This window comes from Pseudomonas sp. Pseusp88 (assembly GCF_047303955.1).
Taxonomy (GTDB): Bacteria; Pseudomonadota; Gammaproteobacteria; order Pseudomonadales; family Pseudomonadaceae; genus Aquipseudomonas.
The window spans coordinates 58,236-72,270 of record NZ_JBGLYM010000001.1 but is presented as its reverse complement, the minus strand read 5'-3'; the positions used below and the strand labels follow the sequence as shown (position 1 = coordinate 72,270).

General features: G+C 60.8%; 13 protein-coding genes and 1 pseudogene. 9 read left to right on the top strand and 5 right to left on the bottom strand.

What is annotated here, in order from left to right:
• Positions 1-129 precede the first annotated feature (129 nt).
• From ACCD02_RS00335 to ACCD02_RS00305, 7 genes are all read left to right on the top strand, one after another.
• A complete protein-coding gene (locus tag ACCD02_RS00335) occupies positions 130-1,791 on the top strand; it encodes an OFA family MFS transporter (RefSeq protein ID WP_413297946.1) in 1,662 nt (553 codons plus the stop codon).
• 266 nt (positions 1,792-2,057) lie between these two features.
• Positions 2,058-2,651 carry an imidazoleglycerol-phosphate dehydratase HisB gene (gene hisB / locus ACCD02_RS00330; protein WP_413297945.1) on the top strand — a complete coding sequence of 198 codons (594 nt, stop codon included), beginning with the start codon at positions 2,058-2,060 and terminating at the stop codon, positions 2,649-2,651.
• The gene (gene hisH, locus ACCD02_RS00325; protein WP_413297944.1) at positions 2,651-3,289 is read left to right on the top strand and encodes an imidazole glycerol phosphate synthase subunit HisH; all 639 of its coding nucleotides are present in this window, start codon (positions 2,651-2,653) and stop codon (positions 3,287-3,289) included. Before hisB ends, hisH begins: the two co-directional genes overlap by 1 nt.
• On the top strand, positions 3,289-3,546 hold the full coding sequence (locus tag ACCD02_RS00320) for a DUF2164 domain-containing protein (RefSeq protein WP_413297943.1): 258 nt from the start codon (positions 3,289-3,291) through the stop codon (positions 3,544-3,546). The genes hisH and ACCD02_RS00320 overlap by 1 nt, the downstream gene beginning before the upstream one ends.
• Before the next feature lie 102 nt (positions 3,547-3,648).
• Complete coding sequence (gene hisA / locus ACCD02_RS00315; RefSeq protein WP_413297942.1) at positions 3,649-4,386, top strand: 1-(5-phosphoribosyl)-5-[(5-phosphoribosylamino)methylideneamino]imidazole-4-carboxamide isomerase; 738 nt, start codon at positions 3,649-3,651, stop codon at positions 4,384-4,386.
• Between the two features lie 147 nt (positions 4,387-4,533).
• Positions 4,534-5,304 carry an imidazole glycerol phosphate synthase subunit HisF gene (gene hisF / locus ACCD02_RS00310; RefSeq protein ID WP_413297941.1) on the top strand — a complete coding sequence of 257 codons (771 nt, stop codon included), beginning with the start codon at positions 4,534-4,536 and terminating at the stop codon, positions 5,302-5,304.
• Positions 5,305-5,379: 75 nt separating this feature from the next.
• Complete coding sequence (locus ACCD02_RS00305) at positions 5,380-6,135, top strand: substrate-binding periplasmic protein (RefSeq protein ID WP_413297940.1); 756 nt, start codon at positions 5,380-5,382, stop codon at positions 6,133-6,135.
• Here ACCD02_RS00305 and ACCD02_RS00300 read toward each other — a convergent pair whose 3' ends face one another.
• The 5 genes and pseudogenes from ACCD02_RS00300 to gpmI form a co-directional block, all read right to left on the bottom strand.
• Entirely contained in the window at positions 6,136-7,680 is a 1,545-nt protein-coding gene (locus ACCD02_RS00300) for a trypsin-like serine peptidase (protein ID WP_413297939.1), read from the bottom strand.
• 324 nt (positions 7,681-8,004) lie between these two features.
• A pseudogene (locus ACCD02_RS00295) lies at positions 8,005-8,796 on the bottom strand (divergent polysaccharide deacetylase family protein); the annotation flags it as partial.
• 9 nt (positions 8,797-8,805) lie between these two features.
• A complete protein-coding gene (locus ACCD02_RS00290; RefSeq protein WP_413297938.1) occupies positions 8,806-10,140 on the bottom strand; it encodes a S41 family peptidase in 1,335 nt (444 codons plus the stop codon).
• A 30-nt stretch (positions 10,141-10,170) separates the two neighbouring features.
• A complete protein-coding gene (locus ACCD02_RS00285; RefSeq protein ID WP_413297937.1) occupies positions 10,171-11,499 on the bottom strand; it encodes a murein hydrolase activator EnvC family protein in 1,329 nt (442 codons plus the stop codon).
• Between the two features lie 159 nt (positions 11,500-11,658).
• Entirely contained in the window at positions 11,659-13,194 is a 1,536-nt protein-coding gene (gene gpmI / locus ACCD02_RS00280; protein WP_413297935.1) for a 2,3-bisphosphoglycerate-independent phosphoglycerate mutase, read from the bottom strand.
• A 146-nt stretch (positions 13,195-13,340) separates the two neighbouring features.
• Between gpmI and ACCD02_RS00275 the strand changes: the two genes are divergently transcribed.
• Positions 13,341-13,754 (top strand): rhodanese-like domain-containing protein, encoded by a 414-nt coding sequence (locus ACCD02_RS00275; RefSeq protein ID WP_413297934.1) that lies wholly within the window; start codon positions 13,341-13,343, stop codon positions 13,752-13,754.
• 1 nt (position 13,755) lies between these two features.
• Positions 13,756-14,010, top strand: coding sequence for a glutaredoxin 3 (grxC, locus tag ACCD02_RS00270; RefSeq protein WP_259101558.1), 255 nt, complete (start codon positions 13,756-13,758; stop codon positions 14,008-14,010).
• The last annotated feature ends 25 nt before the right edge of the window (positions 14,011-14,035 follow it).

Here is a 14,035-nt window from a genome sequence, read left to right as displayed (position 1 = left end):
CTCCTGTAGTGGCTTTTCGCCGCTATTCCGGAATTTCGCAGTCCATATGCAGCTTGCCCAGTGCAAGCAAAGCTATGGCCGCATTAGAGCGAATGTCTTGCGAGTAATACACATCTAGGGGAAATAATAATGAGTACTAGCTCAGCCCTGAGCGGTTCAGTCGCTCAACCTGCGTTCCTGTCAAAGGAACGCATTATTGCAAAATCCGGTTTCAACCGTTGGCTCGTTCCACCAGCTGCTCTGGCAATTCACCTGTGCATCGGCATGGCTTATGGCTTTTCCGTGTTCTGGTTGCCGCTGTCCAAGGCTGTCGGCATTTCCGCGCCGACTGCCTGCGCGCCCGATATGGGCTTCTTTGCCCAGGTATTTTCGTCGACCTGTGATTGGCCGATCTCGATGCTGGGCTGGATCTATACACTGTTCTTCATCTTTCTGGGCTGCTCGGCAGCAATCTGGGGCGGTTGGCTTGAGCACGCCGGTCCACGCAAGGCGGGTGTCGTTTCGGCATTGTGCTGGTGCGGTGGCCTGCTGATTTCGGCGCTGGGCGTCTACAGCCATCAGATCTGGCTCATGTGGCTCGGCTCCGGAGTTATCGGCGGGATCGGCCTGGGTCTGGGGTATATCTCCCCGGTTTCGACCCTGATCAAGTGGTTCCCGGACAAGCGCGGCATGGCGACCGGTATGGCGATCATGGGCTTCGGCGGCGGTGCGATGGTGGGTGCACCCCTGGCGACGGCGCTGATGAGCCATTTCGCGACGCCCGACAGCGTTGGTGTCTGGCAGAGCTTCGTGGCCATGGCGGTGATCTATTTCATCTTCATGATTGGCGGCGCCCTGGCTTATCGCGTTCCGCCGACCGGCTGGAAGCCTGAGGGCTGGACGGCACCGGCCAAGAAGGTCAATAACTCGATGATCACTCATCGGCATGTACACGTCAGTGTGGCGTGGAAAACCCCGCAGTTCCGTCTGGTCTGGCTGGTGCTGTGCCTGAACGTGTCGGCGGGTATCGGCATCCTCGGCATGGCTTCGCCCCTGCTGCAGGAAGTCTTTGCTGGCCAGTTGCTGGGTAACAGCCTGACCTTCAGTCAGCTCAGTGCTGCGCAGTTGGGCCAGATCGCGGCCATTGCTGCCGGCTTCACCGGTCTGTTGAGCCTGTTCAACATTGGTGGGCGGTTTTTCTGGGCTTCGTTCTCCGACTACATTGGCCGCAAAGCCACCTACTTCGTGTTCTTTGCCCTGGGCTTTTTGCTGTACGCCTCGGTACCGACCCTTGGCCACCTGGGCAGTGTCGCGCTGTTCGTGGCGGCGTTCTGCGTGGTGCTGTCGATGTATGGCGGCGGCTTCGCTACAGTTCCGGCCTACCTGGCGGACCTGTTCGGTACGCAGATGGTCGGTGCGATCCACGGTCGTCTGCTGACCGCCTGGGCGGCGGCTGGCGTGCTGGGGCCGGTATTGGTCAACTACCTGCGCGAGTACCAGTTGAGCCATGGCGTGGCCCGTGCCGATGCCTATGACATCACCTTGTACATCCTTGCCGGCCTGCTGGTGCTGGGCTTTATCTGCAACATGCTGGTACGTCCGGTGGCCGACAAGTACTTCATGACCGACGCCGAACTGGCGGCCGAACAGGCTATCGGCCATGACAAGGGGGCTGACCAGAACACCTCGCTGGAATGGAAAGCCTCGTCGGGCAGCAAGCCGCTGACCATCGCGGCGTGGCTGGCCGTGGGCATTCCGTTGGCGTGGGGTGTGTGGATTACCCTGCAGAAAACGGCGGTGCTGTTCCACTAAGGCCTTTGGCGGGCAGTCTCGCGGCCAACATCGTTGGAGCGAGGCTTGCCCGCGAATGCGTCGTGTCAGCCACGCATGTGTTAATTGGAACATCCATTCGCGGGTAAGCCTCGCTCCTGCGATGGTATTGGCGTGTGTTTGCCTGTGATGCGGCCTGTCTGAAAACCGCGCAGATAGTTCCCCGCGAATGCATTCGCTCCTACACCCGACACCGTTCTCGGCCTATAATGTCGCCCTTTTCGCCCAATGATTTTGCGGAGCTGGTGATGGCCGAACGTAAGGCATCCGTCGAGCGCGACACTCTGGAGACCCAGATCAAAGCCTCGATCAACCTGGATGGCACTGGAAAGGCCCGATTCGATATCGGTGTCCCGTTCCTTGAGCACATGCTCGATCAGATCGCCCGGCACGGGTTGATCGACCTCGATATCGAATGCAAAGGCGACCTGGAGATCGACGACCACCATACCGTGGAAGACGTCGGCATCACCCTGGGCCAGGCATTCAGCAAGGCCATCGGCGACAAGAAGGGCATTCGTCGCTACGGTCACGCCTATGTCCCCCTCGACGAAGCATTGTCGCGGGTGGTCATTGACTTCTCCGGGCGTCCGGGCCTGCAAATGCACGTGCCCTACACCCGCGCCACGGTCGGCGGCTTTGATGTGGACCTGTTCCAGGAGTTCTTCCAGGGCTTCGTCAACCACGCCAACGTGACCCTGCACATCGACAACCTGCGCGGCACCAACACGCACCACCAGATCGAGACCGTGTTCAAGGCCTTCGGTCGTGCCCTGCGCATGGCTGTCGAACTGGATGAGCGCATGGCCGGGCAGATGCCTTCGACCAAGGGTGTGCTCTGATGCAGACAGTCGCGGTTATCGATTACGGCATGGGCAACCTGCACTCGGTCGCCAAGGCCCTGGAGCATGTGGGCGCCGGTCGGGTGCAGATCACCAGCGACGCCAATGTGATTCGTGAAGCCGACCGCGTGGTGTTCCCAGGCGTTGGCGCCATTCGCGATTGCATGGCTGAAATTCGTCGCCTGGGCTTTGATTCGCTGGTGCGTGAAGTCAGCCAGGACCGCCCTTTCCTGGGTATCTGCGTGGGCATGCAGGCCCTGCTCGATCACAGTGAAGAAAACGGCGGCGTCGACTGCATCGGCATGTTTCCCGGCCAGGTGAAGTTTTTTGGCAAGGACCTGCACGAAGACGGCGAGCACCTGAAAGTGCCGCACATGGGCTGGAACGAAGTGACCCAGGCGGTGGATCACCCGCTGTGGCACAACATTCCGGACCTGGCGCGCTTCTATTTCGTACATAGCTTTTACATTGCTGCCGCCAACCAGCGGCAGGTGGTCGGCAGCGGTCACTATGGCGTCGATTTCGCGGCAGCCATGGCCGATGGTTCGCGCTTTGCCGTGCAGTTCCACCCGGAGAAGAGCCATACCCATGGCCTGCAACTGTTGCAGAACTTCGCCGCCTGGGACGGTCGCTGGTAATGAGCCGCAAGAACAAACCGCCGATCCTTACTCTCACTCCCGAGCAGGAAAGTGAGGCGAACCACAAGATCCAGCGGCTGATGGCCGATCGGTTCGATCTTGATCTGGGTTCGTTCGAGGCGGCGGAGATTCTTGAGCTGTTTGCCCGTGAAATCGCGCCGCATTACTACAATCGGGCGATTTTCGATGTCCAGGCCCAACTCAAGGAGCGCTTCGAGAGCATCGAAGTGGATCTTTGGGCGCTGGAAAAGAATTAGACGCAGCGGCAAGCCCCGGGCTCCAAGCTGCAAGAATGGCTCGATCGCCTGCTTGCAGCTTGAAGCTTGAAGCTTGCGGCTCTAAAAGACGAAGGATCAAGCATGCTGATTATCCCCGCTATCGACCTTAAAGACGGTGCCTGCGTACGCCTGCGCCAGGGTCGCATGGAAGACTCCACAGTGTTCTCCGATGACCCGGTAGCCATGGCGGCCAAATGGGTGGAAGGCGGCTGCCGTCGTTTGCACCTGGTCGATCTGAATGGCGCCTTCGAAGGCCAGCCGGTCAACGGTGATGTGGTCACGGCCATCGCCAGGCGCTACCCGAACCTGCCGATCCAGATCGGTGGCGGCATTCGCTCCCTGGAAACCATCGAGCACTACGTCAAGGCTGGCGTCAGCTACGTGATCATCGGCACCAAGGCGGTCAAGGAGCCTGAGTTCGTGGCCGAAGCCTGTCGCGCTTTTCCGGGTAAAGTGATCGTTGGTCTCGACGCCAAGGATGGCTTCGTCGCCACCGACGGCTGGGCCGAAGTCAGCTCGGTGCAGGTCATCGACCTGGCCAAGCGTTTCGAAGCGGACGGTGTGTCGGCCATTGTCTACACCGACATCGCCAAGGACGGCATGATGCAGGGCTGCAACGTGCCCTTCACCGCCGCATTGGCCGCTGCGACGAAGATTCCGGTGATCGCTTCGGGCGGCATTCATAACCTGGGCGACATCAAGGCCCTGCTGGACGCCCGCGCGCCCGGCATTATCGGCGCCATTACCGGCCGCGCGATTTATGAAGGCACGCTGGATGTGGCTGAGGCTCAGGCTCTGTGTGACCTGGAGCAACGCTGAGGCCACGTTGGTTTGTGGGAGCGAGGCTTGCCCGCGAAGAACGATAACAGGGTAAGTCTGGCTTGGCGCAGCGACCGATCGCGGGCAAGCCTCGCTCCCACAGGCACAGAGAATCTGCCTTCTGTGGTTTTTGAACGGAGATAACCCATGGCCCTGGCCAAACGCATCATCCCTTGCCTGGACGTCGATAACGGTCGCGTGGTCAAGGGCGTCAAGTTCGAGAACATCCGTGACGCCGGTGACCCTGTGGAAATTGCCCGTCGCTACGATGAGCAGGGCGCCGACGAGATCACTTTCCTGGACATCACCGCCAGCGTCGATGGTCGCGATACCACCCTGCACACCGTCGAGCGCATGGCCAGCCAGGTGTTTATCCCGCTGACCGTCGGCGGTGGTGTGCGTACGATCCAGGACATCCGCAACCTGCTCAATGCCGGTGCCGACAAGGTGTCGATCAACACCGCCGCAGTATTCAACCCCGAGTTCGTCGGCGAAGCCGCGGCGCACTTCGGTGCGCAGTGCATTGTCGTCGCCATCGACGCCAAGAAAGTCTCCCTGCCGGGCGAGGCGCCGCGCTGGGAAATCTTCACCCATGGCGGGCGCAAGCCGACCGGTCTGGATGCGGTGATGTGGGCGAAAAAGATGGAAGACCTCGGTGCCGGGGAGATTCTGCTGACCAGCATGGATCAGGACGGCATGAAGAACGGCTTCGACCTGGGCGTGACCCGGGCCATCAGCGATGCCCTGGGCATTCCGGTGATTGCCTCCGGCGGTGTTGGCAACCTCGAACACCTGGCGGCCGGGGTCCTGCAGGGCGGCGCCAGTGCGGTGCTGGCGGCGAGTATTTTCCACTTTGGCGAATACACAGTCCCCGAGGCCAAGGCCTACATGGCCAGGCAAGGTATCGTGGTGCGCTGATCACCGCTCGCCGTGCTAGACAACGCAAAGTAATCCCTGCAACCTCTTTGCGTTGTCAGACTCGGGGCCCGCGAAATGCTCAAAGGTTTTTGTCTTGCGCTGATTAGCGTCATCGGGGTGCTGGCAGGTCCGTCCCGGGCCGCTGAAGTGGCCGCCGATACCATGGTCCTGCTGACGGAAAATCTGCCGCCATTCAATATGGCGGTGGATGGCAAGAACTTCGCCCAGGAAGGCAATATCGAGGGCATGGCCGCCGAGGTCGTGCGCGAGACCTTCAAGCGCGCCGGCATCCGTTACAGCATGACCCTGCGCTTTCCCTGGGAGCGTATCTATAACCTGGCTCGGGAACAGCCCGGTTATGGCGTGTTTTCCACGGCGCGCCTGCCCGAACGGGAAAAACTCTTCAAATGGGTCGGTCCTGTAGGCCACTACGAGTGGACCCTGCTTGCCCGTGCCGACAGCCCCATCACCCTGACCAGCCTCGAACAGGCCAAGAGCTATCGAATTGGCGCCTACAAAGGTGACGCCATCGGCGAGCGGTTGTTGGCACAAGGTCTGAATCCCATCCTTGCCCTGCGCGATCAGGACAACGTCAAGAAGCTGCAGGGCGGCCAGATCGACCTGTGGGCCACCAGCGATCCGGCCGGACCCTATCTGGCCCGGCTCGAGGGCGTCGGGGGGCTGAAGACCGTCCTGCGCTTCAATTCCGCCCAGCTCTATCTGGCGCTGAACAAGGCCACGCCCGACGCCGTGGTTACCCGCTTGCAGCAGGCGCTCGACCAGTTGCGGGCCGAGGGTTTCGTCGACAAGGCAGCTGCGCGTTACCGCTGATCAGTCCCGTGGCTCGTCGCCCAGGCCAATATAGGAAAAACGGGTGTTGCCAGGCGGGCGCTCCTCTCCTGCCGGTCGCTGCTCCAGCAGGTCCTCGCGCACTGCCGACGGCTGACCATTGAGGTCGTAGGCCAGGGTGCACAGCTTCAGCGGTAACTTGTTCGATGCAAAATGCACCTGTCGGGGAGCCGTTTTGCGTTGCCCTGTGGAATCACTGCAGTCAGTGCTGCGGGGTGGGCCAAATTTTACCCCGTAGTGGCTGAACAGGCGGGAATCGTAGGCAAAGATGACGCTATAGCCGCTGCCCGCTGGCTTGATAAGCAGTTCCGGCGCTGCGGTGGGCCCGGCGGGCATCAACTCAGCCGCCAGTGTCAGGGCGTTGCGCATCATGCCCAGGCTTGGGCGCTCATCTGTCGCTTTCGCGCCGACTATGCATAGCAGATGCAGACCGGGGCGTTGGCCTATGGGGTCATCGATGCGGGTATTTTCAGCCGGGAGGGCGGCGCTGTAGTGGTGTGGGCTTTCACACTGGCTGGCGCGGTCGACCTGTTTGTAGCGATAAAACGGCGTATCGAGGCTGAAACGCAGGTCCCAGGCCGGATAAACAGGCTGACCGTCAGCATTCTGTCCGATCTTGGCGTAACGCTTGGCGGGTGAGTCGAATGTAATCGAGTAGGCCGGAAACAGCGGACATTCCTGGGGATCCTGAACCAGCAGGCCTTGGGCGAAGCAACTGCGCAGAAAAGTCACGGCGCTGCCGTAGTTGCTATCAGGTGAAGGCACCGGGAAGTTTTCGGGCAGTTCCAATGGCTTGCCGCTGCCTGGGTTGCCTTGTGTCGAGGTATTCAGGACCGCAAACACTTCGTTGCTGGTACGGGACAGGATCGGGCTGCCCGAGCTGCCTTTGCTGAGGTCGCGACACTGGTTTTTCACCGAGTTGCGCCACAACCAGGGTTGCTCCAGCACATCCGCTGACTCTTGCTGGGTACAGGCCGCCAGGCGCAGGTGGCCTGTACCAGGCTTCAAGGGGGCCCCGACCAGCAGGATATCGCTGCCGATCGGCGGCAGATCCCTCGCCAGGGCGATCGGCTCGATGCCGGCGGCAATCAATGCGCTGAGCGGTTGCTGCAATTCGACGACGGCCAGATCGACACCCTGCGTGCTGCTCCAGTTGATTTGTTTCAGGGCAAAGGACTGAGGCTGGGTATCGGTGAAGTAGTTGAACAGCGCTTCGCCCTCGACTGCGCGATCAGTGACGATCAAGCCGTTTTTCTTTTCCAGGCAATGCCCGTTGGTCAGCAGGTAGGCCGGGGCATCGGCCGGGCTGTCGGGGCTGCGGGTGTCGAGCAGGGTTGCGGTGCAGTGCAGGCCGTCCCTGGCCACGATCCGTCCGATACCGTTCCAGTGGTTGTAGCGGCCATCCTGGTTTTCCAGAGCTATCGAAGCAGAAAGGCTAACTAATCCTTCGCCAAAATCCCTGGCCTGGCCCGACAGAGGTAATAAACCGATACCGAGGCACAGCCCGGCAAGAAATCCTTTGTTCATGAATCATCCTTGATTGTTTGGAGATCTGGACACGTCGGACGACGTGCCTGGCCTCTTTAAACAAGGAGCAACTCGGGGAACAAGGGGGGGAGAAAAAAGCAGATTTTTCCCCGGGTAATAAATGGCGCGGGCCTACAACTCGGCGGGCGGCTCTTGCTCTGTTGCCGGAGGGGGCGCAGGTGCTGCCGATGCATCAGGTGCATCAGGTGCTGCGGAAGGTGCGGCAGGTATTGCAGGCTCTGCCGGCGTTGCAGGTACGGAAGGCGTCACAGGGGCCGCTGGGGGTTCTGATGGCTTGGCGGGGTGGGGAGCCGCAGTCTTGTGATAAACCCCGTTCTTGCCATGGGCAGCCATGGCGCCGTTACCGCGCACGCTGATCATTCGCCGCACATCGATCCAGTTGATGCCTTGTGCCTTGAGTCCCGGCAGCTCCCGCTCCAGCAAATCCAGGGTCACAGGATAAGGGTGGCCGATCATGATCACCGAGCCTTGCTTGTGGGCCAGGCGGATCGCGGTCTTGAGCTGGGTAGCGACGGCTTCCGGAGTTCGCACGTCATCGAGGAATACGTCGCGGGAAGCGCTGGCCAGGCCGATCAGCTGCGCCTGGGCGGCGGCCACGGTCTTGGCACTGGTGCGGCTGTCGATCAGGAACAGGTGACGGCGTTGCAACTCGGCCACCAGCCAACCCATGGCTTCGGGCTGGGCGGTCATGCGGCTGCCTTCGTGGTTGTTCAGGCCGGCCGCATAGGGGACTTTCAGCAGCGCGGCGTTCAGGCGCCTTGCCAGCTCGTCCATGGGCAGGTCGGGGCGCCAGGCATAGGGGCCGGTTGCCGGGTCCATGGGCATATGCAGGATGACCGTCTTGCCAGCCTTGTGGGCTTCCCGGGCGAAGTCGGTGGCGTGGGGCGTGTCAGGCATGATAGCCAGGGTCACCGGCCCAGGCAGCGCCAGGGCACGGCGGTCGCGTTCCGGATTCTGCCCGAGATCGTCGATAATCAACGTCAGATAGGCGGATTTACCCGCACTGTCCTTGTCGTTCTCCAGTTCCGTCGATGCGCCATGGGCAATACCGGCGAGGCTGAGAAGCCCCGCCAGCAGGCAGCGTGAAAACCACATAACCATCAATTAATTTCCGCGGGTGACGCTCAAGCCCTTGAGCAGGCTCAGGGCCTGGTTCAACTGGTAGTCGTCGTCCTGCGGACGGGCCTTGGCGGCCGAGCCCTTGACCGTCGGTTTATCCGCGCCGCCGTTGCCGTTGCCCAGGTGGCCGAGCAGATCGGCTTCCTTGTAGTTCTCGGCATCGGCTTCATTGGTGACCTTGGCCCGACGGACCACGATATCCGGATTGATGCCCTGGGCCTGGATCGAGCGGCCGTTAGGCGTGAAGTACAGCGCCGTAGTGATCTTGATCGCGCGATCATTATTGAGCGGCAACACGGTCTGCACCGAGCCCTTGCCGAAGCTGTCGGTGCCCATGAGCACGCCGCGTTTCTGGTCCTGCAAGGCACCGGCGACGATTTCCGAAGCCGAGGCGCTGCCGCCGTTGATCAGCACCACCAATGGTGCGCCTTCGCTGGCGTCCGCCGGGTCGGCATTGAAGCGCAGCTCTGAGTTGGCGATGCGGCCCTTGGTGTAGACGATCAGGCCCTTGGTCAGGAAGTGGTCGGCCACTTCCACGGCCGCCTGCAGCACGCCGCCAGGGTTGTTGCGCAGGTCCAGGACCAGGCCGTTCATTTTCTTGCCGTTGTCTTTGCGCAGCTTGGCCAGGGCCTTGCCGACTTCTTCGCCGGTCTTGACCTGGAACTGGGTGATACGGATGTAACCGTAGCCAGGCTCCAGCATCTGCGATTTCACGCTCTTGACCTGAATGGTCGCCCGCGCCAGGGTCACGTCGAACGGCGTACCGCCATCGCGGACCAGGGTCAGGGTGATTTTTTCGCCGATCTTGCCGCGCATCTTGTCGACCGCTTCCTGCATGGTCTGACCCTGGGTCGGCGCGCCGTTGATCTTGACGATCAGGTCACCAGCCTCGATGCCGGCCTTGGAGGCAGGGGTGTCATCGATAGGCGAGACCACCTTGATAAAGCCGTCTTCGACGCCGACTTCGATGCCCAGGCCACCAAACTCGCCGCTGGTGCTTTCCTGCAGCTCCTGGAAGTCCTCCGGGCCAAGGTAGGCGGAATGCGGATCAAGGTTGCTGAGCATGCCCTTGATGGCGTTCTCAAGCAGGGTCTTGTCGTCTACCGGTTCGACGTAGGCGGACTTGATCCGGTCCATGACCTCGGCAAAGGTGCGCAGCTCATCCAGCGGCAATGGCGCCTTGGCATTGGCGTTGGCGGTGCTGCTCGCCGCTGCTGCGGCAGGCGCAATTGTGGCTTTCTCGGCAGCATGGGCCAGCGGAGCACCGATAACGACGGCGATAGTCAGGGCCAGCGAGGTGAGGCGGGACAAATGCAGCATGTCTAACGAACTCCTAAATGCGGTGCCTACTTATCCTTGAGTACGACACCATTGGGCCGGATCAGTGGGGCGACCCTGCTGACGAATAGCGAAATACAACGCCGGAGTATCCTGACCGCCACTGGTACCGACAGTGGAAATCGCTTCCCCGGCTTTAACAATGTCCCCAGCGTCCTTGAGCAGACTCTGGTTATGACCATACAGACTCAGGTAACCATTACCGTGGTCGAGAATGACCAGAAGCCCGGCGCCGCGCAACCAGTCGGCAAACACCACGCGACCGCCATGCACGGCATGGACCTGGGTTCCCGCCGAAGCGCTGATCATGACCCCGTCCCAGGTGGCACGGGCGTCATCGCCGCGGCTTTCGCCAAAGCGTGCTACCAATCGACCATCAACTGGCCATGGAAGTTTTCCCTTGGCATCAGCAAATGGTCCGCCATAGGACGCACCGCTGCTGGAAACCAGCGCACCAGGGGTCTTGGACGGGCGGCGCGGCGGCGGTACTTCGTCATCTGGCGGGCTGTTGTCCCGGTTGTTCCTGGCCAGGGCGCGGGCGGCTTCTTCACGCTGGCGCTTCTCCTCGGCTTCACGCTCGGCGATCAGCGCTTTCTGCCGCGCTTCTTCTGCCTCCCGGGCCTGACGGGCCAGGGTTTCTTCGATGGTCTTGAGTACTTTGCTCAGGTCTGCCTGATCCTGCTGGCGGGCCTGGAGCTTCTGGTCTCGAACCTTGTAATCCTGATTGAGCTTGGCCAGGGCTTCCTGGCGATCCTTGCGGACCTTCTCCAGGTCTGCGCGGCGGCTGTCCAGGTTGCCTTGCTGCACCAGCAGCTGGGCCTGTTGCAGATCGATGTCCTTGCTGACATTGCTCAGCTGGCGCAGGGTTTCATTGAAATTGCGCAATTGAGTCAGGCGCGCCTGGCTCAGGTAATCGTAATAGGTCAGGGTGCGGGCGAATTTTTCCGGGTGCTGCTGATTGAGCAGCAGCTTGAGGTATTCCTGGCGGCCACTCTGGTAGGCGGCGCGGGCCTGGATAGCGATCAGGCGTTGTTGTTCAACCCGGGCGCTCTGCAGCTTTTTCTTTTCCTGATCGAGCCGCTGCAGCTCGCTTTCAGTCTTTTTTAGTTCCTTTTGCAGGACCTCGACCTGCTTTTCCAACTTGCCCATTTCAGTTTCGGTGCCCTTGAGGTCTTTCTGCACACCGGCCTTTTCTTCCTGCAATTTGCCCAGGACTTTCTGCAGGTCAGCGATCTCCTGACGAGCGGTGTCCAGCTGTTTTTGGGTCTGCGCGCGCTCATCGTCGGCGAAGGCCGGATTGAGCAGGCAAATCAGGGCAAGAGCGATCAAGGCGCGGAGCATTGGGCGGGCGATACCGAGGAGAGAGAGAAGAAAGACGGGGACTAGTATGCCCGCCACGCGCTGCAAAAAAAACGTCCGGCAACCATTGCTTTAGCATCAGTTGTAGGAAAATTCGACGTTTCGACCAACGAAACGCCGAATTGTTACCAATTGTTCAGCTTACTCGGCGACGAGAATGGAATGACCGGTCATTTCTTGCGGTTTTTCCAGGCCCATCAGTTCCAGCATGGTCGGCGCCACATCGGCCAGTACGCCGCCTTCGCGGACCTTGAGCTTGCGCTTGCCGACATAGACAAACGGTACCGGCTCGGAAGTGTGCGCAGTGTGCGCCTGACCGGTGTGGTCATCGGTCATTTGCTCGACGTTGCCGTGGTCCGCGGTGATCAGGGCTTCGCCGCCGACCTTCTCCAGGGCTTCGGCGATACGGCCGACGCAGACGTCCAGGCATTCCACGGCCTTGATTGCCGCTTCCATAATGCCGCTGTGGCCAACCATGTCGCCGTTGGCGTAGTTGACGATGATCACGTCATAACGCTGGTTTTCGATGGCATCGACGATACGGTCGGTGACTTCCGGCGCACTCATTTCCGGTTGCAGGTCGTAGGTGGCGACTTTCGGCGACGGAATCAGGATGCGTTCTTCGCCCGGGAACGGCTCTTCGCGGCCACCGGAGAAGAAGAAAGTAACGTGGGCGTATTTCTCGGTCTCGGCGATACGCAGCTGGGTCTTGCCCTTTTCTGCCAGGTATTCGCCCAGGACGTTCTTCAGGCTGCCGGCAGCAAAGGCCGATGGCGCAGGGATGCTGGCGGCATATTGGGTGAGCATGACGAAACCGGCCAGTTTTGGCTGGCGGGCGCGCTCGAAGTCCTTGAAACCGTCTTCGACGAAGACCCGGGTCAGCTCACGGGCGCGGTCGGCGCGGAAGTTCATGAAGACCACGGCGTCGCCGTCTTCGACCTTGACCGGCTCGCCGATGCTGGTGGCTTTGACGAATTCGTCGTTCTCGCCACGGCCATACGCTGCGTCAAGGCCCGCCTGGGCGCTGTTGGCCTGGAATTCGGACTGGCCGTCGACGATCAGGTTGTAAGCAGAGGCAACGCGGTCCCAGCGGTTGTCGCGGTCCATGGCGAAGTAACGACCGATGATGCTGGCGGTACGACCCTTGCCCAGACGCTTGTAGGCGTCTTCCATGGTTTGCAGGTATTTCTCGGCGCTACGTGGCGGCGTGTCGCGGCCATCGAGGAAGGCGTGCAGGTAAATCTTCTCGGCGCCACGCTTGGCGGCCAGTTCGACCATGGCCACCAGGTGGTCTTCATGGCTGTGTACGCCGCCGTCGGACAGCAGGCCCAGTACATGCACGGCCTTGCCCGCGCCGACAGCCTTGTCGACGGCGGTGCAGATGGCCGGGTTCTCGAAGAACTCGCCGTCACGAATGGCCTTGGTTACCCGCGTGAAGTCCTGATACACCACGCGCCCGGCACCCAGGTTCATGTGGCCGACTTCGGAGTTGCCCATCTGCCCGTCCGGCAGGCCGACGTCCATCCCGGAGCCTGAAATCAGGCCGTTGGGCATGGTTTTGTAGAGGCGATCCATGACCGGCATCCTGGCTTCGTAGATCGCGTTGCCATGGTGACTGTCGCTGTGGCCGAAGCCGTCGAGGATGATCAGAACCAAAGGTTTAGGCGTGGTAGTCATGGAACCCACTCGTGGCAGAAAAGGGAGGTTGAAAAAAAGATCGCCATATTAGTGACAAGTTCATGTTGCGTCACTGCCGTACGGGCTTTGGCCGACCTAGGCTGCTGTGTATACTGGCCGACATTTTAACGCCCTGGAACCTTCTGATGGTTGATCATCTGCTTGCCTTCGCCACGAATCACTATCTGATCACTGGCGCTTTCGTCATTCTCGCTGCGCTGCTGGCTGCCTATGAAATGAGCAAGGGTGGTCGTAGCCTGACCACGCGCGAGCTGACCGCACTGGTCAACAACGACCAGGGGGTGGTCATCGACATTCGCGCTTCCAAGGATTACTCCAGCGGCCATATCGTTGGCGCCCTGAATTTCCCGCAGGACAAGGTGCTGTCGCGCACCTCGGAACTTGAAAAATACAAGGGCAAGACCCTGATCATAGTCGATGCCATGGGCCAGCAGGCCGGCGGTATCGCCCGTGAACTGCTCAAGTCCGGCTTCACCGCAGCCAAGCTCGGCGGCGGTGTGTCGACCTGGCGTGCAGACAACCTGCCACTGGTGAAGTGAAATGGCTGAAGTCATCGTTTATTCCAGTGATTATTGCCCTTACTGCTCGCGCGCCAAGCAGTTGCTCAAGAGCAAGGACATTGAATTCGACGAGATCGTCGTCGATGGCAAGCCGCAACTGCGCGCAGAAATGACCAAGAAGGCCGGGCGTACTTCGGTGCCGCAGATCTGGATCGGCTCGACCCATGTGGGCGGCTGCGATGACCTGTTTGCCCTGGAGCGCGCCGGCAAGCTCGACGCCCTGCTGGAAGCCTGATAACCCGTTCCCCGAAAGACCTTAA